Raw genomic sequence first — 22,037 nt, 5'->3', positions numbered from 1 at the left:
AAAGTTGCTTGTTTTAATGCAGATATTTTGATTAAATAATGATAAAATGTCAATTTCTTCTGCTGAAAAACACAAAGCCCCGCAGCCTGTAATGTAAAATACAGGTTACGGGGCTTCTATGTGTTTATAAATAGGAAGTGTCGCTTTAGAATTTTGGTTTCATTCCTAAATTATACATGATGAATCCGTAAATATCAGCTTGTTCTTCCAGTACTTTAGCCATTGGTTTGCCTGCGCCATGCCCGGCTTTGCTGTCAATACGGATCAGTGTCGGATTGGTACCGTCGTTGTCGGCTTGCAGGGTAGCGGCAAACTTGAATGAGTGGGCAGGGACTACACGGTCGTCATGGTCGGCGGTAGTGACCAGTGTTGCCGGATATTTCGTGCCCGGTTTCAGGTTGTGCAGTGGAGAGTAGCCTTTGAGGTATTCAAACATCTCTTTGCTGTCTTCGCTTGTGCCGTAATCGCTTGCCCAGTTCCAGCCGATAGTGAATTTATGGTAGCGGAGCATATCCATTACACCTACTTGCGGGATCGCTACACGGAACAGGTCAGGACGCTGTGTCATGCAGGCACCTACCAACAGACCACCGTTGGAACCTCCTACAATGGCGATTTTATCTTTATTCGTATATTTCTGGTCGATCAGATATTCGGCAGCAGAGATGAAATCGTCGAATACGTTCTGTTTCTGCATTTTAGTTCCGGCTACGTGCCAATCTTCACCGTATTCACTACCACCGCGCAGGTTTACTTGTGCGTAGATACCTCCATTTTCGAGGAATGGAATGCGCGTGGCGCTGAAGCCCGGGTTGAGGCTGATGCCGAAGCCGCCATATCCGTAGAGGAATACAGGGTTCTTGCCGTCTTTCTTCAAATCTTTCTTATAAGTAAGGAACATCGGAATTTTTACGCCGTCTTTGCTGGCGAAGAATACTTGTTCGGTCACAAAATCATCCGAGTTGAATTGTACTTTCGGGGCACGGTATAGTTCGTAGGTGTTCTGATCCATGTCGTATTTGTAGGTAGCACCCGGTATGGTGAATGAAGTGAATCCGAAGAAACATTCTTTGTCGTCTTTGTTGCCGCTAAAGCCTACGGAACCGAGTGACGGCAGTTGGATTTCCTGAATTTGTTTACCGTCGAGACCGTAAACGTATGCGTGGTTCGAGGCATCTTTGTCATAAGTAAGGAACAGTTTGCCACCGATCACTTCCGCATTTGAAAGAACAGCTTCCGATTCGGGTACGAGCTCTTTCCAGTCTTCCAGCTTCGGACGGTTGATGTCAGCTACCATGATCCGGTTTTTCGGTGCACCGTAGTTGGTATAAATATAAATCTGGTCGCCGATAACTTCGATTGGGTAATATTGGTAGTCGAGGTCTGAAGTCAGCTGGATGAAGGGTGAATTCGGCTTTTTCAAATCCCGTATAAACAGGTTGTTACCTCTTCCGGCGCCGGATTCCGTTAGGAAGAGAATCCGTTCGTCTTCACTGGTGCTCGATGTATAGAAACGTTTCGGATAAGCAGGATTCTGATAAATCAGTTTATCTTTTGACTGTGGCTCACCGATTTTGTGATAATAGATTTTGTGATTCTCGTTCACGTTGGAGAACTCTTTTCCTTTGGACGGTGCATCATAGGCACTGTAATAGAAACCGTCTCCCTGCCAGGCAGCACCGGTGAACTTGGCCCATTCGATGTGGTCTTCCAGTAGTTTTCCGCTTTCGGTATCCATTACATAAATTTCAGACCAGTCCGAACCGCTGCGTGAAATACTGTAAGCGGTGTACTTGCCGTCGTTTGAGAAATAAAGACCGGTCAGTGCCACTGTTCCGTCGTCCGATAGTTTGTTGGGATCGAGGAAAACACGCGGTTCGCCGTCCAATGAGTCCTGCACATAGAATACACTCTGGTTCTGCAGACCGTCATTTTTACTGAAATAATACTTTCCATGTTTCTTGATCGGAGCACTGATTTTCTCGTAATCGGCCAGTGTTGTCAATCGTTTCAGCAGGTTTTCGCGGAACGGGATCTGGCTAAGATACTCATTCGTTACTTTGTTTTGTGCTTCTACCCAGGCAGTAGTGGCTGCGCTGGTGTCATTTTCCAACCATCTGTAAGGGTCGGGAACTTGTGTGCCGAAGTACACATCTACAGTGTCTACCTTTGTCGTCTCGGGGTAAACCAGCTTTTTTTGTTGGGGAGCGCATGACATCACCATGATTCCACTCATTAATAAAGTTACCTTTTTCATGTGAATAAAAAGTCTTTTTGAATAAACTTAAAGTTACAAATCTACAAAATAATAAGAGATAAACAAGTAAACTTTATAAAGAAGATGATGGAAAATGAGATTTAAAGAATTAACTTTGCAAAAGTAATCATCAAGTATAAAGGACTATGGGTAATTTTATTACGAGTATCAAGGTTAATCATATTTTTCATTTGGAGAACTTTTGTATACCAATCTCTGAAAATGAAAAAAAACATCTGATTATTACGGGAAAGAACGGAAGTGGTAAGACTATTCTGTTGAATGCAATTGTGGAGCATTTAAGTAAGGTTTGTAATGATAAGATGTTGAGTTTCTTAGATTTTAAGAAATATTTAGAGTCTAATCAAGCATGGTTGCAGCAAGCTGAGACCACTGGTGATTCGAAAAGTATTGCTTCCGGCCAGAATAACGTTGAATATTATAAAAATAGAATTGAAGAATTTTATGGAAAAGTAGAACTTTCATTCCATGATATATACTCTATACCTAAGGATTTTTTAAGTCAGGACTTTATTATAGCCTACTATGCTGATGAACGTAAGTCTCTTTTTGTAGAACCTAAGAATCCTGTTAAGCCAGATTTGAAGATGAAGACTGATCTGAAACATAATAAAGTAGATCAGTTCTTGAATTTTATGGTTGACTGTAAAGTGCAAGAGGCCTTAGCTCGTAATGAAGGAAAAACAGAGGATGCTGATTATATTCGTCAATGGTTTGTCGGCTTCCGAAATATTCTTCGTCAGATATTTGATGATACAACCTTAGAACTTGATTTCAATTATAAAGATTACTCTTTCCTTATTCAAACACGCGGAAAGTCGTTTAAATTCACCGAACTATCAGCGGGATATTCGGCTGCATTAGACATTGTAGCCGATTTAATTTTAAAAATGCAATCACAGAATAATGTGGTCCGTGCATACGAGAAAGAAGGAATTGTGTTGATTGATGAAATAGAAACGCATCTTCATTTGGAACTACAACGAGTGATTTTGCCGATATTGACTACTATTTTTCCTAATATACAGTTTGTTGTCACTACTCATTCCCCTTTTATTCTTAATTCTTTAGAGAATGCTATTGCTTTTGATTTGGAGCATCGTGAACCAATTGAAGACTTAACGGATTATTCTTATGAAGCATTAGCAGAAGGTTACTTTGGTGTTCGTACAGACTCCAGTGAGATTCAAATGCGTTTACAACGGATGGAAGAATTGATTCGTTCCGATCGGCTTTCTATTTCGGATAAAAGTGAGTTGGAAATGTATCTGCAGGATTTTGATAAGATTCCGGAAGCAGTTGCTCCTGCTGTAAAAGCTAAATATTATGATCTGAAAAGAGAGTGGCAAAATAAGAATTAATTAAGATGATTAGAATTTGTAAAAATGCAGATAAGCCACAAACTTTAGATAAGAGTTATAATACGGACGAGGTCTGCAAACAATTACTGATGGATCAGAATGATAAATGTTATCTATGCGAACGGCGTTTGACAACTGATTATCAAGTAGAGCATTTTAAATCGCAAGCCAATAATGGAGACTTGAAACAAACATGGGAAAACTTATTTGTAGCTTGTGGATACTGTAACAATAAAAAGTCGAATAAGTATGATGATATCTTAGATCCGACTCAATATGATATCGAAACTATAATAGAACATTCAAATGATTTTGTTAATCAGAAAGCAATATTTGATAGTGATAATAGAACTTCTGAAGTACTTTCAACGATAAAGTTATTGAATTTATTATTTAATGGAAAACTATCTTATAGGAATTGTCGTGAGCAACGATTTTATGATGAATTTATTCAAAAAATGAATTTCTTTTCTTATGTTGTTGATGAATATATGTCAGGTGAGAAAGAATATTATTATCCGGTTATAAAAGAACAGTTGGATATTCGTAGTGAATATTTGGGATTTAAATATGCCATTATTCATAGTAACGATTTGCTGAAACATGATTTTGGAGATATGACGATTTGGAATAAGAAAGGAGAATGACTTTATGCTTAGTAAATATAAATTAAACCAGCTTTACTTCAAAGATACACAATTCGCCAACCTGATGACAAGGCGAATTTTTAACGTGTTGTTAATCGCTAATCCTTATGACGCTTTTATGTTGGAAGATGACGGGCGTATTGATGAGAAGATTTTCAATGAATACACCTCTTTATCTTTGCGTTATCCGCCTCGTTTCTCGCAGGTATCCACAGAGGAGGAAGCATTGGCGCAGTTGGAAAATATGTCGTTCGACCTGGTGATTTGTATGCCGAGCACGGGGGATAATGACAGTTTTGATATCGGTCGTCATATAAAAGAGAAATATGAGCATATTCCTATCGTGATCCTGACTCCTTTCAGCCATGGTATTACCAAACGGATTATCAATGAAGATTTGAGTGCGTTTGAATATGTGTTCTGTTGGTTGGGCAATACCGACCTGCTGGTGTCTATTATCAAATTGATAGAAGACAAGATGAATCTGGAACACGATGTGCAGGAAGTCGGTGTGCAGTTGATTCTTTTGGTGGAGGATGGCATTCGTTTCTATTCTTCTATTTTGCCGAATCTGTATAAGTTCGTGTTGAAGCAGAGTCAGGAGTTCTCTACTGAAGCCTTGAATGCGCACCAGCGTACACTTCGTATGCGCGGGCGGCCTAAGATTGTACTGGCACGTACGTATCAGGAGGCAATGGAAATTTATCATAAGTATCAAAATAATATATTAGGAGTAATCACCGACGTCCGTTTCCCGAAAGTGGAGCGGGGGGAGAAAGACGGTCTGGCAGGTATCAAGCTGTGTGCCGAGATACGCAAGAACGATCCGTTTGTTCCGTTGATTATCCAGTCGTCCGAATCGGAAAATTCGTCTTATGCCGCTAAGTACGGCGCTAGCTTTATTGATAAGAACTCAAAAAAGATGGATGTCGATTTGCGTCGTATCGTTTCCGATGATTTTGGTTTTGGTGATTTTATATTCCGTAACCCGGCTACCGGGGAAGAGATTGCCCGTGTCCGGAATCTGAAAGAACTGCAAAACATTCTTTTTGCCGTACCTGCGGAGTCTTTCTTATATCATATCAGCCGGAATCATGTGTCGCGTTGGTTCTATTCTCGTGCCATGTTCCCGGTAGCCGAGTTTTTAAAACCGATTACCTGGAATAGTCTTCAAGATGTGGATGCTCACCGGAAAATCATCTTTGAGGCGATTGTGAAGTATCGTAAGATGAAGAACCAGGGAGTCGTGGCTGTGTTTAAGCGAGACCGTTTCGACCGTTATTCTAACTTTGCCCGTATCGGGGATGGTTCTTTGGGCGGAAAAGGGCGTGGACTGGCGTTTATTGATAATATGGTGAAGCGTCATCCGGAGTTTGAAGAGTTTGAGAACGCACGTATTGCTATTCCTAAAACGGTGGTGCTTTGTACGGATGTGTTTGATGAATTTATGGACACTAATAATCTGTATCAGATTGCGCTGTCAGATGCGGATGATGCTACGATTCTGAAATACTTTCTGAAGGCAAAGTTGCCTGACCGCTTGGTGGAGGACTTCTTTACTTTCTTCGATGTAGTGAAATCTCCGATTGCCATCCGTTCCTCATCTTTGCTTGAAGATTCTCATTATCAGCCGTTTGCAGGAATCTATAACACATACATGATTCCTTATCTGGATGATCGGTATGAAATGTTGCGCATGCTTTCGGATGCCATCAAAGGGGTGTATGCATCAGTCTATTTCCGTGACAGCAAAGCGTATATGCAGGCTACTTCGAATGTGATCGATCAGGAAAAGATGGCTGTTATCTTGCAGGAGGTAGTTGGCAATCAATATGGCGACCGTTATTATCCGTCTATGTCGGGTGTGGCTCGTTCACTGAATTATTATCCTTTAGGAGATGAAAAAGCCGAAGAAGGAACGGTTAATCTGGCTTTGGGATTAGGGAAATATATTGTAGACGGTGGTATGACCCTTCGTTTTTCTCCCTATCATCCCAATCAGGTGTTGCAAACCAGTGAAATGGAAATCGCTCTGAAAGAGACCCAGACCCGTTTCTATGCTTTGGATTTAAAAAATGCCGGACATGATTTTTCTATTGACGATGGTTTCAATTTACTGAAACTCCATGTCAAAGAGGCGGAAAACGATGGTGCCCTGCGTTATATTGCCTCTACGTATGATCCGTACGATCAGATTATCCGAGATGGTCTGTATCCTGGGGGGCGCAAGGTGATTACTTTTGCCAATATCCTGCAACATGATGTTTTCCCGTTGGCTCGTATTCTGCAGTTGGTCTTGAAATATGGTGAACAGGAGATGCGCCGTCCGGTTGAAATTGAATTTGCAGCAACGTTAAGTCGCGAACATGATAAATCCGGAACCTTCTATCTGTTACAGATACGTCCTATCGTAGACAGTAAAGAAATGCTGGACGAAGATTTGAACGAGATACCGGATGAAGATGTGATTCTCCGCTCATATAATTCGTTGGGACACGGTATCATGAATGATATTTATGATGTGGTCTATGTAAAAACCGATAATTATAGTGCCTCTAACAATCAGGCAATTGCTTGGGAGATAGAAAAGATCAACCAACAGTTCTTGAATGAAGGAAAGAATTATGTGCTTGTCGGTCCGGGACGTTGGGGAAGCAGTGATACATGGCTCGGTATTCCTGTGAAGTGGCCTCATATCTCGGCTGCCCGTGTGATTGTGGAAGCCGGACTGACCAACTATCGGGTAGATCCCAGTCAAGGAACACATTTCTTTCAGAATCTGACTTCGTTCGGGGTTGGATATTTCACTATCAATGCCTTTATGAATGATGGTGTGTATAATCAGGACTTCCTCAATGCGCAACCTGCGGTGGAAGAAACGAAATATCTTCGTCATGTCCGCTTTGAGAAACCGATGGTGGTCAAGATGGATGGAAAGAAGAAGCAGGGTGTGGTTTTGATGCCGGAGGCTTAAGGTGGAATAGGGGCCAGTTGTAAATCGTGAGAGAGATTTGGGGTGTAGCAACTGCATTTCCCTTGATAACAATTTTATAATATATGGTGTTAGAATGAAAGTGATATCCTTACATGTTCCTACCTATTAAGAAAAACTAACTATTGCTTACGAATAGACTCTATTGATATATTTATATGTGAAATTTGAATGGTAACTTTCCGCTGATTATTAAAAACAGAATATAATCAGCGGAAAGTTTTGTTTTTCATGGTTGATGTTAGATGTATTTCCTTAAAAATAGAACAGAAACATGAAATATAGACCTTGTGGATATCTGAAAATAATAGTTATTTTGCAACCGTTTAAATATTATTATCTGTGTGATGGGAATATCACACAGATGTGTTTATTAATTAAAAGCAGAATAGAAATGAGAAAGAATTTATTTTATTACTTATTTACCGTATTGTGTACAGCAACTTTGTTTATTTCTTGTAGTGATGATGAGGACACTCCCAATCCTGTAAATCCTTTGGTAGGTGTGTATAGCTTGAGTGATTATGAAACAGCAGATTTTGTGGTGGCAGAAGGAGATGACCCTATTAAAAATTTTCCGAAGGCAGGTCCTTTGTATGCAAAATGGGATGCAAAGAAAGAAGATCCGTTTACAGTAGCAGCAAGTGGAATGTTTCGTATGATGGGGGCGACTATGCTTCCTCAGGTGTTGAATACGATTGAGATGAGTGAGGACGGAAATATTATTGCTTCCTATGTGGATAAACCGACTTTGCAGGGTACAGATAAATTGATGAATTGGGCTATGGCGGGACTAATGGGTGGAATGTTTCCAGAAAAATCTGAGATTACTTCATTGGCTGCCACTTCGGGATTTGTGAATTCACCTGCCGGACTTGCTACATGGTCTGAAAGTAATGGTAAAGTAGTAGTAAAACTAAATATTACTAATATTTTGGGTGCTGCTCTTGGAGGTCAGGATGCAAGCAGTTTGGAAACCATCATCAATCAGGTACTGACAGGAGAACCTGCTGTGTTGAAAGAATTATTGAAAAGTTTGTTTCAGATTGATTTGGCGAATGTAACTGATGCTTCTATTCGTCAGTTGCAGGGATGGGCATTAAATGGTATTCCGATGAATAAGAAAGAAGAAAGTGGAAAAACTTATTTGTATTTGGATAAATCGGCTTTTGATACTTTTATGATACTCCGTGACACAGGAGAAAAAGATGATTATGGAGCCCCAATTATGAAAAATGATTTGCTTTATGTATGGGAGGCGTTGGTTAGTGCTAATTTGATTCCAGCAGAGGCTGCTCAAGCGGTTATACTGATACAAATAATTTCAGGTTACTGGAGTGAGACAAAGACCTTTGATATTGGTTTGGATTTGGTGAAACAATAATAGTAGGATTTATGTGATAATTAAAAAGGTTGGAAACGCCATTAGTCTTCCAACCTTTTTCGTTTTTAGGTATATTATGGAATGTATTGACAACTATTGATAAAAATAAGATTTGTGTAGGTAAATTAAAATTAGTTACTTTGTAAAATGAATGTTTGGTGAGGAAAATTGTTTATTATTAATCCTTTAGTAAGATAGAAATAAATGAAAAAAGAATTATTTTGCTATTTGACTTTTCTTTTATGCGTGGCAATATGTTTTGTATCTTGTAGCGATAAAGACGAAACTATAGTGTGTCCAATAAAGAATTTCACATTTACAGATGTAAGTGGTTTGGCTTTGACTTATAGTGGGAAGCCTATGTTAGGGAAGAAGGTAGAATTTATTCCGGATGCAGCAGATGCAACCAAAGCCCGATTGATATTGTCAGGAGCCTTGGTGGATTTATCTGATATTTTAGGTTCAGTGGCTATGAATAGCAGAGCCGGTATAACAGATCTGTTGAAGTTTGCGAGTCCGGGAGTTATCCCGGGAGAAAAGACAACTGAACTTCATGTTACTCTGAATATAGATGGTGACATGGTGACTTTTTCCGGAGAAGAGGAGCAGAACGGAGGTATTATTCGGTATAACGGTTCAGCGACAAAGAGCTTTTTGAAATTGGACTTGAACGTGGCATTGCCTGAAAATGGCTTTGCTGATACTTCATGGAATCTGGTGCCACAGAAGAGTGTCGAACCTGTATATTATGTTTGGAAGACTTCAGCAAATCCGATATGGGGGAGTATTTTGGTTAGAGCTATTTTTACCGCTAAAGTGGTTGATAATAAATCAATCCCCCAATTGTTATCAGCTATATTGAAGGAAGTACGTTTCCTGCCCGATGGAAATATACAGGCAGTTTATAAAAATGGTATTGCTGATGCGGAATGGAATGATTCAGATTTGAATTTGGCTATGTATAGAATGGGAGAACAGGAGAATCAGATTAAACTCTTTTTAAATCTGTCGCAAATAATGGATACGGCTATGTCAGTTACAACTTTAAGTCGAGCATCGGGAATATCTTCTGTAGACATTAAAGAGTTACTGAAATTGATTCCGATGTTGAGTGAAGGAATTCCTCTTTATTATGAGCAAGATGGAAATGGAGGTATGAAAGTCTATGTTGGAGAAGACGTGTTATTGCCTCTATTGAAAGCTGTAAAACCGTTGTTTGAGGATGAAGAGTTTGTAAACGGACTATTGGAAATGCTAGAGGCTCAAGCTGGTGATATGGCATCTTTAGTTAAAGCTTTGAAGCCAGTATTAAAAAGTCTTCCGAAGGTAATAGATGGTACAACAGAAGTTAAGTTTGGAATAATGTTTACCGCTCTGCAACCATCAGCAGAAACAAATATCTTGAAATAAAGATATAATAATAATTTCTTTTGTACAAAAATAGCATCATAAAAAGGGCAGTCCTCAAAAATGGACTGCCCTTTCTCATGGTGCTATAAAACAGGATGATATTTTTCGTTAGAATGCATACGCAAATCCTATATTCAGATAAATAGGATACATAGCGAAGCTTATCGTTGTGAAGTCTTTTTTGAAAATGTCATTCAATCCCCACGTGAGATCGGCATACACTTTTAGATGCTTGAAAGCCAACCAATCCGCTCCTGCCTGAACTCCCCATTGAAAGTGGCGAAGCTCTTCCGAGAAATCATACTTTGCGCTTTTATCGCCCTCAATTGATACTTTGTCACCAGTGGGATTTTCTTCACGCAGATATCCGTCGTACACATTTCCTGAAAATTCTCTTTCCAATATGTATGATGCATATACACCAGCTTTCATGTGCCAACGGTCGTTTATTTTGTAAGCGGCTAATACTGGCAATGTGAGATATGAATTATTTACATTCGTACTAACTTTTCCTGTCCAATTCCCTTTTAAACGTCCGCCATCGCTAGCAATGATTTCCATATTATAATTCTTTACTGTAGCATCTGTCTTCATCTTGCGGCTTTCCAAGCGAATTCCGGTAACGATACCCCACTTCTTCGTTGGCTCTATCCATTTAGTCATATTTCCTTCCAAACTGATGGCTAATGAAGGATTATAAGAGTTGATAGATCGTATTTCTGCTGGCAAAGGAATAGGAGAAGTTCCGCCGATACTGAATCCGGCTCTAACTTCATACTCCCAACCGTGAAGTGCTGCATTAATTAAGGTTTTGGTCCGGTTGGTCTGTGCAGAGACAGAATACACGCTAATAATTGTAAATATAAAAGCTATATATAGGTTTCTTTGTGTCATATTTTTCTGTTTTTAGGTTATTCTTCACAAACTAATTCTAGGTCATCTACATAAAGAGTGCTCCCTATTGCCCCTTTGAAACGATCTCCGTCTTTACTGGCAGAAAGTACGATGCTTATCTTATACTCTCCGCGTGATAAAGCTTCCATGTCTACTTCTTTTCCATATTTGTTGTAATCGAATGGTATGTTGAACTCGGTCCATTGATCAGTTTCTTTTCTTTCTTTTTCTGGAAGAAGTGCCAATGCTATCATGCGTGGATCTTTGAATTCATTGATGGCTAGATATCCGTCCATGGTACGAAGTGTTTCATCAGTTTTGTAAAAGATGCCATACACAATGAAATTGTCTTTTTGTTCTGGTATTTCGTTTGTACCATCCATATATGTGCTACCTGCCTTGTATTTGTAATATCCTTTTAGACGGAGCGGTTTTTTGTGGAATATTCTTCCGAAAGCGGTTGATTTTAAAGGATCGCTGACAGAAGAATTGAAATTGAATGTTCCGATGAAAAGATTTCCTGCTGCCAAGGGAGCGCCAACAAGGCTTCCTAATCCTCCGGTTGATTTAGTTACCAGTTTGGCACATTTACTGTTCTCAATTCCTCCGTCGGCTTGTGATGTGGGGTATTCTGTAGCAGGACTATTTCCGGATACTAGCATATATCCTTGATTGGCACTTGCCCATTCCATAAATTCACCTTTTGCTTTGTTCTCTTCATAGAAAATGTGGTATTTGCTGCTTTTGGAACTCAGTTTATCAAAATGAAACTGCTCGGGGATAATTTGCAAATCATCTGAAATACTGACGGAATAGGTGCGATGCCATTTACCATCGGCTGAGGTAACGGTATAACGTACGGGATGAGTGAAGTCTTGGATACTTCCACTTGCAGGTTCGATAGTGGCACCTTCTGTTAATACAAATTCTGGAGCCAATTGTGTAAGGGTAGCTTTGCTATTTACACTGATATAAAGGGGATAAGCATTTATGGATTCATCGTAAGGTTCGTAATAGTTTGTATTGTCATATTCGAATATTTCTTTGGGTAGAATACATTTTAAAATGTCTGCTTCGGTATTCGGTTCTTCGTTTTGTATGCATGCAGTACTCAACAAAGATAACAGGGTTGTGGCTAATACATTTGTAAATTTCATCTTATATATTATGAATTAGTAAATTATGAGGAGCAAAGATACGGATTTTGAATGAACTTCAGGTGATTTTTGATAAAAAACTCCCGCACTTCCTTTCGGAAGGAGAGGAAAGGAATGATTAAATATTCAATTAATAGGCTCAAGTTTCGTATCTTTTCATAGTATTTGGCTTGTATTTGGTTTTTTGAAGTAGATGAATCAACTGGGAGAAGTACAAGAGTTGAAGAAAATAGGTACTTGTACTGCTGTAATAAAGTACATGGAACAGATGGAAGAAGTACTTAAAATCTGCTTTTTCAGTACTAAAACGCTCCACTAAATATTTATTGTTTATTTCAAAGACATTCAAACCATAGATAATTCATTTGTAAGAATAGCGAATTTAACTGATATTGTAAATAAAGTTCTTAATTATTTTACTATATAACTGTGAAAAGATAAAGCGCTGTTATACAACAAGATGTGCCACCTGTTTTTTCCTTTAAAACAAATGCCCCGTTTCATTTAAAGGAACGGGGCGTTTCTCGGTGTGCATCGGGGCGTTCCTTTAAAAGGAACGGTGACCCGGTTTTTGCCTATGGACAAAATATAAATATATTTTCTTTTATTCATTCCGAATTTTGCTCATAACGCGGAAGAACACAATGAAGAAATAAGACTCAACTTCAACTAAGTAGCCAAATATGTGTTAAATCCCCAAGAATAATGACTGAGCCCATATTATACCCTTTTGGGTATAAATAGTCGCCCCTTAGAATGTGCTTTTACGCCTAATAATCAACATATTAATATATAAATTGCTTTGATATATCTGCAAGTTTTTGTATCTTTATGGTTGAAAACTTGCAGATTATTATGATAAACAAGACCACCCCTCAGCCCTCCTTGTTCAGCTCTTTGACAGACCAGCTGAATCCCAGGCATCCCTTATACCTGCTTGCCAATAAGATAGACTGGCGCCGTTTTGAAGAAGCTTTCTCCCCGCTATACTGTGCCGTCAACGGTCGTCCGGCCAAACCCATCCGCCTGATGTGCGGACTTCTGATTCTTAAGCACGTGCGTAACCTGTCCGATGAATCGGTTGTTGAACAATGGAGCGAGAATGCTTATTACCAGTACTTTTGCGGTATGTTGGAATTCACGCCTTCCTATCCCTGCAATGCAAGCGAACTGGTACACTTCCGTAAGCGTGTCGGAGAAAATGGCATGGAACTGATTCTGTCAGAAAGTATCCGCGTCAATCAGGAGGACGACGGCCCGGACCATCACTGCACGGCCTTCATCGATTCCACGGTACAGGAAAAGAACGTGACTTATCCCACGGATGCGAAGTTGCATAAAAAGATAGTCCGCAAAGTGTTGTCTGTCGTAAAATCCTTAGGGCTTCCTTTGCGCCAGAGCTATACCTTTGTCCTCAAGAAGATCTACCGTGACCAGCGTTTCCGTAACCACCCCAAGAACCGTGGCAAGGCCCTGAAAGCGGACAAGCGGCTGCGCACCATTGCGGGAAGGCTTGTCAGGGAACTGAGGCGCAACCTGAAAGAAAACCACGGCTACGACTCCCTGCTCGACCTCTTTGAGCGGGTGCTTTCACAGAAGCGCAATTCTCCCGGGAAAATCTATTCCCTGCATGAACCGGAGGTGCAGTGTATCAGCAAGGGGAAAGAACATAAGAAATACGAGTTCGGCAACAAGGTTTCAATCGTCCGCTCAATTACCGGTGTCATACTGGGTGCCAAGTCTTTCCGGAATGAATATGACGGGCATACCATTGAAGAATCCCTCAGGCAGGTGGAACGCATTACCGGAAAGAAGATCAGGAAGTTGGCCGGGGACAGGGGGTACAGAGGAAAGAAAGAGGTGGGCGGCACCGGGATACTGATACCCGATGTTCCAAACAGGAAAGACAGTTATTACACACGCAAGAAGAAACATAAGCTATTCTGCAAGCGTGCAGGAATAGAGCCGACTATCGGGCATTTGAAATCAGACTTTCGTTTAGGACGCAACTTTTATAAAGGTGTGTTCGGGGATGTTGTCAATCTGCTCTTAGCCGCAGCAGCGTACAACTTCAAAAGAGCCATGAGGGTTCTTTGGCTACTTGTTGAAAAAATCTGCGGGACACTGTTTTCTTGCAATATCCCGCAGATGAGTACTTTTTAAGGGACGACTAAATATAATGTAATTTTTCTGTTTTACACCCTTTAGGGTATAAAAACTCCCGCACTTCCTTTCGGAAGGCGGGAGCCTTTAAATAAACTATAGCTTATATATCTTTCGCTGATTATACGATACCTTGTGCCATCATTGCTTTAGCAACCTTCATGAATCCGGCTACGTTAGCACCCTTCACATAGTTTACGTATCCGTCGGCTTCTGTACCGTACTGAACGCAAGCTTCGTGGATATTCTTCATGATGCTCTTCAGTTTTTCGTCTACTTCTTCAGCGCTCCAGCTCAATTTGATAGAGTTTTGAGTCATTTCAAGACCTGATACTGACACACCACCGGCATTAGCAGCTTTACCCGGAGCGTAAAGGATCTTAGCATCCTGGAACACTTTGATAGCTTCCGGAGTAGAAGGCATGTTAGCTCCTTCAGATACGGCGATACAACCGTTTGCTACCAGTTGACGAGCGTGGTCGCCATTCAATTCATTTTGAGTAGCAGAAGGAAGAGCGATATCACATTTTTCACCCCAAGGTTTAGCTCCTTCTACATATTTGCAACCATATTTTTCTGCGTATTCACGGATACGACCACGGTACAGATTCTTCAGTTCCATGATGTAGTCCAGTTTTTCGCGGTCGATACCATCCGGATCGTAGATATAACCGTCAGAGTCAGAGCAAGTAACTACTTTACCACCCAGTTCGATTACTTTTTCGATTGTATATTGAGCAACGTTACCAGAACCGGAAACCAGACAAACTTTACCTTTCAGGTCAGTGCCTTTTGTTTTCAACATTTCCATCAGGAAGTAGATGTTACCATAACCGGTAGCTTCCGGACGAATCAGTGAACCACCGAATTCGCGGCCTTTACCTGTAAATGTTCCGGTAAATTCATGAGCCAGTTTTTTATACATACCGAACATGAAACCTACTTCACGGCCACCAACACCGATGTCACCGGCAGGAACGTCAGTTTCAGGACCGATGTGACGCCACAGTTCCAGCATGAATGCTTGTACGAAGCGCATTACTTCGGCATTTGACTTTCCACGAGGAGAGAAGTCGGAACCACCTTTACCACCACCCATCGGCAGCGTAGTCAGTGAGTTTTTGAATGTTTGTTCAAAGGCAAGGAACTTCAAGATAGAAAGGTTTACAGATGCATGGAAACGGATACCGCCTTTGTAAGGACCGATCGCGTTGTTGTGCTGAACACGGTAACCCATGTTGGTCTGAATATTACCTTTATCATCCATCCAAGTCACGCGGAACTGATATACTCTATCAGGAATACACAAACGTTCGATCAAGTTTACTTTATCAAACTCCGGGTGTTTGTTGTATTCTTCTTCAATAGTAGAAAGTACTTCTTCTACTGCTTGATGATACTCCGGTTCATTGGGAAATCTTCTTTTCAGATCGTCTAATACCTTTGCTGCATTCATAATCTTTTTTTCTTTAATTGGTTGATATAAAAATAATGTGCTAATTTGACAATTTGCTCATGTGCCGCTCGACTATGTGCTTTTCTGCCGTATAGCAATTTGCACACTTGTATATGGGTACATCGGATTTTTATTTCCGGTTGCAAAAGTAAAGATAAAAATTGAACTGGCAAACATTTTATAAAGAAAAATGCGATAAAACATCAAATTTGATATTTTATCGCATTAAAAATAGGAAAAAAGATATTTATTTGTTCTTTTTGATCGACTTATAAACAGGAATAAATACTAATGCTGCCGAAATGACAAGCATTACTATCGTCATCCCGTCAATTCGTTCGGCTTTTGTTAGAACTAAATAGCAAAGCGCCAACCAAAGCAGGCTGATGCAAACTATTTGTGATTTGGATAACGGGCGTTTCATTTCACTCCTCTTTTCTTTTTGTCAACAATGGCGTCGATCACGGCTACGGCTGTGATATTCACAATGTCACGGACAGAACTTTCGAAATCGGTGAAGTGGATAGGTTTGTTCAATCCCATCTGGATAGGGCCGATGAATTCTGTATCCGGGTCCATTGCCTGCAACAGTTTGTAACCGGCGTTTGCTGAACTTAGATTCGGGAAAATCAATGTATTTACGTCTTTACCTTTCAGGCGGGTAAACGGATATTTGGTATCACGCAATTCGCGGTTCATGGCAAAATTAACCTGCATTTCGCCGTCGATAGCCAATTCCGGATATTCTTCCTGCATATGAGCAACTGCTTCGTGCACTTTCACTGGGCTACCTGCGGTATCAGCGCCGAAGTTAGAGTATGACAACATAGAGATAACCGGTGTGTGATTGAAGAAACGAACTGTTTTATCGGACAGTTTGGCGATATCAATCAATGTTTCCGTATCGGGGTGGCGGTTAATCAATGTGTCTGCCAGGAAGTAAGTACCTTTTTTGGAGTTCAGGATATGCATGGTACCGAAGTGTTTGAAGCCCGGTTGGATGCCGATCACTTCTTTTGCCACTTTGATCGTATTGCTATATCTTGTATAAAGTCCGGTGATGAATGCGTCTGCATCTCCTGTTTCCACCATCATCATACCGAAGTAGTTGCGTTCGAACATCTTGTCGTTGGCTTCTTCGTAGGTAAATCCTTCGCGTGCACGTTTTTCTGCAAGGATGCGGGAGTAACGCTCGCGACGATCTGATTCGTCCGGGTGACGAAGATTGACGATTTCAATGCCTTCCAGGCTAAGCTCCATTTCTTCTGCCAGTTTTCCGATAGCTTCGTCGTTTCCTAATAAGATAGGATGACAGATACCTTCGGCTTTTGCTTCAACGGCAGCTTTCAGCATATTCGGGTGGATACCCTCGGCAAATACGACACGTTGCGGTGAGCGGCGGGCAGTATCATACAGTTGGCGGGTCAGTTTGGATTCGTAACCCATCAATTCGCGCAGGTGAACACAGTAAGCGTCCCAGTCTTTGATTTCTGTGCGAGCCACTCCGCTTTCCATAGCAGCTTTTGCCACTGCGCAGGAAACTTCGGTGATGAGGCGTGGATCTACCGGTTTCGGGATAAAGTATTCCGCACCGAAAGAAAGGTTGTTTACGTGGTAGGCTGCGTTGACTACATCAGGTACCGGTTGTTTTGCCAGGTTGGCAATAGCGTGTACGGCCGCAATCTTCATTTCTTCGTTGATTGCTTTAGCTTGAGTGTCCAAAGCACCACGGAAGATATATGGGAAACCGATTACATTATTAATCTGGTTCGGATAGTCGGAACGTCCGGTAGCCATCAGTACGTCAGGACGTGCTGCCATGGCATCTTCGTAAGAGATTTCCGGTGTCGGGTTGGCCAATGCGAATACGATGGGCATCGGAGCCATGCTGCGTACCATATCTTGACTCAACACATTTCCTTTTGACAGGCCGAGGAATACATCCGCGCCCTTGATTGCTTCTTCCAGTGTGTGGATATCTGTGCGGTCAGTTGCAAAATATCTTTTCTGTTCGTTCAGATCGGTACGTGTCTTGCTGATAACGCCTTTACTATCCAGCATGACAATATTTTCGAGGCGAGCGCCCAAAGATACATATAATTTAGTACAAGATACTGCGGATGCACCGGCACCGTTCACGACGATTTTCACATCCTCGATTTTCTTTCCTGCCACCTGCAAGGCATTTACCAAACCGGCGCTGGAGATAATAGCAGTACCGTGCTGGTCGTCGTGCATTACAGGAATGTCTAATTCTTCTTTCAGGCGACGTTCGATTTCAAAACATTCGGGCGCCTTGATGTCTTCCAGATTGATACCTCCAAAGGTAGGAGCGATTGCTTTCACTGCCGCAATGAATTTCTCCGGATCTTTCTCGTCTACTTCGATGTCGAAAACGTCGATACCGGCATAGATTTTGAAAAGCAGCCCTTTACCTTCCATTACAGGTTTGCCGCTTAATGCGCCTATATCGCCCAGTCCGAGTACGGCTGTACCGTTAGAAATAACAGCTACAAGATTTCCTTTAGCTGTATACTTGTATGCATCCTGCGGGTTCTTCTCAATTTCGAGACAAGGTTCTGCTACACCGGGGGAATATGCGAGTGATAAGTCGGTTTGTGTACTATAAGGTTTGGTAGGCACTACCTCAATCTTGCCGGGTTTGCCCTGGGAGTGATAGAGCAAAGCGGCTTCTTTCGTTATTTTAGCCATGGTATATATGTAATTTGTTAATAAGTTATCAATTGGCTGCAAATGTAGGAATAAAAGTTAGAAATTGTTGCTGTTGATTGGTAATTTCTATTAATTTTATAGCAAAATGGCTGAATTTATGATATGAGATACATAGGATATGCATTTATATCCTATTCTTTTTTAAAAGCTTAGATATTGATTTATTGAAATTTTAACAAGCGCTTTGGTTGTCGGCTTTAGTTATTTCGTTATTTTTGAGTCCATATATGATTTAACCTTATTTGATGATGATTACCACCCAACAACTTCAATTATTGAAGGAAGGAAATAAAAATGCTTTTGAAGCGTTGTATCGTGCATACAATGCTCGCATTTACAGTTTTGTCCTTTCTATGATAGGCGATGCCGGGGTGGCAAAGGATATTACACAGGATATCTTTCTCCAAATCTGGGAGAAACGGCTCAATATTGATTTGGAAGGTAATTTTGACGGTTATCTTTTTAAGATATCCCAAAATATGGTATACCATTACGTAAGGCGCGAACTCCTGCTTCAAAATTATGTGGATAAACTATCCAATGAATCGGCTGACGAATCCGTAGAGATAGATGAAGAGTTGGATTATTTATTTTTAGAAGAATATATCCTGAAACTTTTGGAAGAACTGCCTCCTGCCCGTCGGGAAGTTTTTATGCTCTACTGGAAATCCGGGCTGAACTATCGTGAGATAGCTGAACAGTTGGATATATCCGAAAAGACTGTTGCTACACAGGTACATCGTTCTTTGGATTTCCTGCGTGACAAACTGGGGACGATTGCCTTTTCTGTTTCTCTCTTCCTACACCATATTTAATGCTTAATGTTTAATAAAAGTTAATATCTAACTTGTCTTTATTTTCTTGTAGTCCTTTTCTGTCTCTCAAGGCTAGTATATATAGAACAGGAAAATTATGGAGCAACACGATTACATAGTACTATTGGAAAAATTCTTCAAGAAGGAGGCCTCTTCTGAAGAAAGAAGGATACTCATTGAATGGATTCGCAAACCGGGGATTCGTGATGAGTTTAATTCGCTTTGCGAGCAGATGTGGAAAGAAGCAGCTGTCGAAATAGATAAGACAGTGGAAGAAGAAATGTGGAATCATCTGCAGCGGAATTTGGATGAACCCAAAATTCTGTATCCGAAGAAGCGGCGTTGGCAACCTATTATATATAAGGTGGCGGCCACTATATTATTACCGGTTTGTTTGGGGCTGGCCACTTATTTCGGAGTAGGACATATAAATAAGGTATCGCAGGATCCTTTCATGGTTGCAGTAGATTACGGGCAGAAAGCGAACCTGACTTTACCTGATGGAACGAAAGTCTGGTTGAATTCGGCTACTCATCTTTCTTATGATGCGGAGTATAACAAATCCGACCGAAAGATTTATTTAGACGGAGAAGCCTATTTTGAGGTGGCAAAGAACAAAGACAAGCGCTTTATCGTCTGTTGCAATGATTTGGAGATAGAAGCGTTGGGAACAACCTTTGATGTGAAGGGATATGGCGACGATCTTTCCGTCACGACACTGCTGGCGGAAGGAAGTGTCAGGGTTTCTAATAAAACGAATACCACATTGTTGAAACCCGGAGAAAAGGTAGAGTATCATAAGAATAAGCAGACATTTACTAAATCGCCCATCTCGGATCTGCGTGAAATCGACTTTTGGCGGAACAATATGTTGATTTTTAATTCAGCGTCTTTGGCAGAGATCGCGACCACGTTGGAGCGGATGTACGGGGTGAAAGTCGTGTTTGACTCGGAGAAGCTGAAGAATGTGCCGTTTTCCGGAACCATCCGGAACAGCAGTTTGCATAATGTATTTTACATTATAAGCCTTACTTATCCTTTGACTTATAAGTTAGAAGGAGATACGGTGAAAATAGGAAGTAGTATTAACTAAAAAAGGACGATTTATGGAAGACACCTCATAATAAAACAAAGAGGGTAGAATTATGTAGCAGCATAATTCCACCCTGAAATTAAATACGGTTTATACATGATAGTAAAAAAGAAATTTTTCCTTATGCGGATAAGGGAAAGGGAATCCTTTTTGCATCACGATTTCACAAAGATAATAAAAAGTCTGATTTTCAGACTTATATTTTAAAGAATTTAAAGCTAATTAGTCGCCCCTTAGAATGTGCTTTTACGCCTAATAATCAACATATTAATATATAAATTGCTTTGATATATCTGCAAGTTTTTGTATCTTTATGGTTGAAAACTTGCAGATTATTATGATAAACAAGCCCCCCCCTCAGCCCTCCTTGTTCAGCTCTTTGACAGACCAGCTGAATCCCAGGCATCCCTTATACCTGCTTGCCAATAAGATAGACTGGCGCCGTTTTGAAGAAGCTTTCTCCCCGCTATACTGTGCCGTCAACGGTCGTCCGGCCAAACCCATCCGCCTGATGTGCGGACTTCTGATTCTTAAGCACGTGCGTAACCTGTCCGATGAATCGGTTGTTGAACAATGGAGCGAGAATGCTTATTACCAGTACTTTTGCGGTATGTTGGAATTCACGCCTTCCTATCCCTGCAATGCAAGCGAACTGGTACACTTCCGTAAGCGTGTCGGAGAAAATGGCATGGAACTGATTCTGTCAGAAAGTATCCGCGTCAATCAGGAGGACGACGGCCCGGACCATCACTGCACGGCCTTCATCGATTCCACGGTACAGGAAAAGAACGTGACTTATCCCACGGATGCGAAGTTGCATAAAAAGATAGTCCGCAAAGTGTTGTCTGTCGTAAAATCCTTAGGGCTTCCTTTGCGCCAGAGCTATACCTTTGTCCTCAAGAAGATCTACCGTGACCAGCGTTTCCGTAACCACCCCAAGAACCGTGGCAAGGCCCTGAAAGCGGACAAGCGGCTGCGCACCATTGCGGGAAGGCTTGTCAGGGAACTGAGGCGCAACCTGAAAGAAAACCACGGCTACGACTCCCTGCTCGACCTCTTTGAGCGGGTGCTTTCACAGAAGCGCAATTCTCCCGGGAAAATCTATTCCCTGCATGAACCGGAGGTGCAGTGTATCAGCAAGGGGAAAGAACATAAGAAATACGAGTTCGGCAACAAGGTTTCAATCGTCCGCTCAATTACCGGTGTCATACTGGGTGCCAAGTCTTTCCGGAATGAATATGACGGGCATACCATTGAAGAATCCCTCAGGCAGGTGGAACGCATTACCGGAAAGAAGATCAGGAAGTTGGCCGGGGACAGGGGGTACAGAGGAAAGAAAGAGGTGGGCGGCACCGGGATACTGATACCCGATGTTCCAAACAGGAAAGACAGTTATTACACACGCAAGAAGAAACATAAGCTATTCTGCAAGCGTGCAGGAATAGAGCCGACTATCGGGCATTTGAAATCAGACTTTCGTTTAGGACGCAACTTTTATAAAGGTGTGTTCGGGGATGTTGTCAATCTGCTCTTAGCCGCAGCAGCGTACAACTTCAAAAGAGCCATGAGGGTTCTTTGGCTACTTGTTGAAAAAATCTGCGGGACACTGTTTTCTTGCAATATCCCGCAGATGAGTACTTTTTAAGGGACGACT

Annotated in this window: 15 protein-coding genes; 9 read left to right on the top strand and 6 right to left on the bottom strand. The window is 41.2% G+C overall.

Features of this window, described 5'->3' with window-relative positions; translation table 11 throughout:
* Window positions 1-145: 145 nt before the first annotated feature.
* A complete protein-coding gene (locus INE92_RS13515) occupies window positions 146-2,257 on the bottom strand; it encodes a prolyl oligopeptidase family serine peptidase (RefSeq protein ID WP_032812043.1) in 2,112 nt (703 codons plus the stop codon).
* 146 nt (window positions 2,258-2,403) lie between these two features.
* Between INE92_RS13515 and INE92_RS13510 the strand changes: the two genes are divergently transcribed.
* The 5 genes from INE92_RS13510 (at window position 2,404) to INE92_RS13490 (ending at window position 10,072) form a co-directional block, all read left to right on the top strand.
* Window positions 2,404-3,639 carry an AAA family ATPase gene (locus INE92_RS13510; protein ID WP_008641200.1) on the top strand — a complete coding sequence of 412 codons (1,236 nt, stop codon included), beginning with the start codon at window positions 2,404-2,406 and terminating at the stop codon, window positions 3,637-3,639.
* Window positions 3,640-3,644: 5 nt separating this feature from the next.
* Window positions 3,645-4,286, top strand: coding sequence for an HNH endonuclease (locus INE92_RS13505; protein WP_008641201.1), 642 nt, complete (start codon window positions 3,645-3,647; stop codon window positions 4,284-4,286).
* Window positions 4,287-4,290: 4 nt separating this feature from the next.
* Window positions 4,291-7,260: a PEP/pyruvate-binding domain-containing protein gene (locus INE92_RS13500; protein WP_015531471.1), complete on the top strand. Its 2,970-nt coding sequence runs from the start codon at window positions 4,291-4,293 to the stop codon at window positions 7,258-7,260.
* A 412-nt stretch (window positions 7,261-7,672) separates the two neighbouring features.
* Window positions 7,673-8,662 carry a DUF4925 domain-containing protein gene (locus tag INE92_RS13495; protein WP_229096982.1) on the top strand — a complete coding sequence of 330 codons (990 nt, stop codon included), beginning with the start codon at window positions 7,673-7,675 and terminating at the stop codon, window positions 8,660-8,662.
* A 204-nt stretch (window positions 8,663-8,866) separates the two neighbouring features.
* Complete coding sequence (locus INE92_RS13490) at window positions 8,867-10,072, top strand: DUF4925 domain-containing protein (RefSeq protein ID WP_004317271.1); 1,206 nt, start codon at window positions 8,867-8,869, stop codon at window positions 10,070-10,072.
* Window positions 10,073-10,180: 108 nt separating this feature from the next.
* Here the strand turns inward: INE92_RS13490 and INE92_RS13485 are convergent, their stop codons facing one another.
* Window positions 10,181-10,966: a porin family protein gene (locus tag INE92_RS13485; RefSeq protein WP_004317272.1), complete on the bottom strand. Its 786-nt coding sequence runs from the start codon at window positions 10,964-10,966 to the stop codon at window positions 10,181-10,183.
* A 17-nt stretch (window positions 10,967-10,983) separates the two neighbouring features.
* Window positions 10,984-12,123: a PCMD domain-containing protein gene (locus tag INE92_RS13480; protein WP_004317273.1), complete on the bottom strand. Its 1,140-nt coding sequence runs from the start codon at window positions 12,121-12,123 to the stop codon at window positions 10,984-10,986.
* 855 nt (window positions 12,124-12,978) lie between these two features.
* Here INE92_RS13480 and INE92_RS13475 point away from each other — a divergent pair.
* Window positions 12,979-14,286 (top strand): IS5 family transposase, encoded by a 1,308-nt coding sequence (locus INE92_RS13475; protein WP_008771523.1) that lies wholly within the window; start codon window positions 12,979-12,981, stop codon window positions 14,284-14,286.
* A gap of 121 nt (window positions 14,287-14,407) precedes the next feature.
* On the opposite strand, the gene INE92_RS13470 is transcribed toward INE92_RS13475, so the two are convergent.
* From INE92_RS13470 to INE92_RS13460, 3 genes are all read right to left on the bottom strand, one after another.
* Complete coding sequence (locus INE92_RS13470) at window positions 14,408-15,742, bottom strand: NADP-specific glutamate dehydrogenase (RefSeq protein WP_004317274.1); 1,335 nt, start codon at window positions 15,740-15,742, stop codon at window positions 14,408-14,410.
* Between the two features lie 247 nt (window positions 15,743-15,989).
* Window positions 15,990-16,166, bottom strand: coding sequence for a hypothetical protein (locus tag INE92_RS13465; protein WP_004317275.1), 177 nt, complete (start codon window positions 16,164-16,166; stop codon window positions 15,990-15,992).
* On the bottom strand, window positions 16,163-18,454 hold the full coding sequence (locus tag INE92_RS13460) for an NADP-dependent malic enzyme (RefSeq protein WP_004317276.1): 2,292 nt from the start codon (window positions 18,452-18,454) through the stop codon (window positions 16,163-16,165). The genes INE92_RS13465 and INE92_RS13460 overlap by 4 nt, the downstream gene beginning before the upstream one ends.
* 269 nt (window positions 18,455-18,723) lie before the next feature.
* Here INE92_RS13460 and INE92_RS13455 point away from each other — a divergent pair, with 269 nt between their 5' ends.
* From INE92_RS13455 to INE92_RS13445, 3 genes are all read left to right on the top strand, one after another.
* Window positions 18,724-19,290 (top strand): RNA polymerase sigma factor, encoded by a 567-nt coding sequence (locus INE92_RS13455; RefSeq protein ID WP_008997775.1) that lies wholly within the window; start codon window positions 18,724-18,726, stop codon window positions 19,288-19,290.
* A gap of 97 nt (window positions 19,291-19,387) precedes the next feature.
* Window positions 19,388-20,383, top strand: coding sequence for a FecR family protein (locus INE92_RS13450; RefSeq protein WP_004317279.1), 996 nt, complete (start codon window positions 19,388-19,390; stop codon window positions 20,381-20,383).
* A 337-nt stretch (window positions 20,384-20,720) separates the two neighbouring features.
* The gene (locus tag INE92_RS13445; protein WP_211421162.1) at window positions 20,721-22,028 is read left to right on the top strand and encodes an IS5 family transposase; all 1,308 of its coding nucleotides are present in this window, start codon (window positions 20,721-20,723) and stop codon (window positions 22,026-22,028) included.
* Window positions 22,029-22,037: the final 9 nt, after the last annotated feature.

The organism is Bacteroides xylanisolvens (genome assembly GCF_018289135.1).
Lineage (GTDB): Bacteria > Bacteroidota > Bacteroidia > Bacteroidales > Bacteroidaceae > Bacteroides > Bacteroides xylanisolvens.
The sequence above is the reverse complement of the archived record's forward strand: the minus strand, read 5'-3'. Positions and strand labels throughout refer to the sequence as shown.

What these genes read in the sequence shown, in the direction of transcription:
- INE92_RS13515 (WP_032812043.1), bottom strand. Translation starts at nt 2,257, where the DNA reads ATGAAAAAGGTAACTTTATTAATGAGTGGAATCATGGTGATGTCATGC.
- INE92_RS13510 (WP_008641200.1), top strand. Translation starts at nt 2,404, where the DNA reads ATGGGTAATTTTATTACGAGTATCAAGGTTAATCATATTTTTCATTTG.
- INE92_RS13505 (WP_008641201.1), top strand. Translation starts at nt 3,645, where the DNA reads ATGATTAGAATTTGTAAAAATGCAGATAAGCCACAAACTTTAGATAAG.
- INE92_RS13500 (WP_015531471.1), top strand. Translation starts at nt 4,291, where the DNA reads ATGCTTAGTAAATATAAATTAAACCAGCTTTACTTCAAAGATACACAA.
- INE92_RS13495 (WP_229096982.1), top strand. Translation starts at nt 7,673, where the DNA reads ATGAGAAAGAATTTATTTTATTACTTATTTACCGTATTGTGTACAGCA.
- INE92_RS13490 (WP_004317271.1), top strand. Translation starts at nt 8,867, where the DNA reads ATGAAAAAAGAATTATTTTGCTATTTGACTTTTCTTTTATGCGTGGCA.
- INE92_RS13485 (WP_004317272.1), bottom strand. Translation starts at nt 10,966, where the DNA reads ATGACACAAAGAAACCTATATATAGCTTTTATATTTACAATTATTAGC.
- INE92_RS13480 (WP_004317273.1), bottom strand. Translation starts at nt 12,123, where the DNA reads ATGAAATTTACAAATGTATTAGCCACAACCCTGTTATCTTTGTTGAGT.
- INE92_RS13475 (WP_008771523.1), top strand. Translation starts at nt 12,979, where the DNA reads ATGATAAACAAGACCACCCCTCAGCCCTCCTTGTTCAGCTCTTTGACA.
- INE92_RS13470 (WP_004317274.1), bottom strand. Translation starts at nt 15,742, where the DNA reads ATGAATGCAGCAAAGGTATTAGACGATCTGAAAAGAAGATTTCCCAAT.
- INE92_RS13465 (WP_004317275.1), bottom strand. Translation starts at nt 16,166, where the DNA reads ATGAAACGCCCGTTATCCAAATCACAAATAGTTTGCATCAGCCTGCTT.
- INE92_RS13460 (WP_004317276.1), bottom strand. Translation starts at nt 18,454, where the DNA reads ATGGCTAAAATAACGAAAGAAGCCGCTTTGCTCTATCACTCCCAGGGC.
- INE92_RS13455 (WP_008997775.1), top strand. Translation starts at nt 18,724, where the DNA reads ATGATTACCACCCAACAACTTCAATTATTGAAGGAAGGAAATAAAAAT.
- INE92_RS13450 (WP_004317279.1), top strand. Translation starts at nt 19,388, where the DNA reads ATGGAGCAACACGATTACATAGTACTATTGGAAAAATTCTTCAAGAAG.
- INE92_RS13445 (WP_211421162.1), top strand. Translation starts at nt 20,721, where the DNA reads ATGATAAACAAGCCCCCCCCTCAGCCCTCCTTGTTCAGCTCTTTGACA.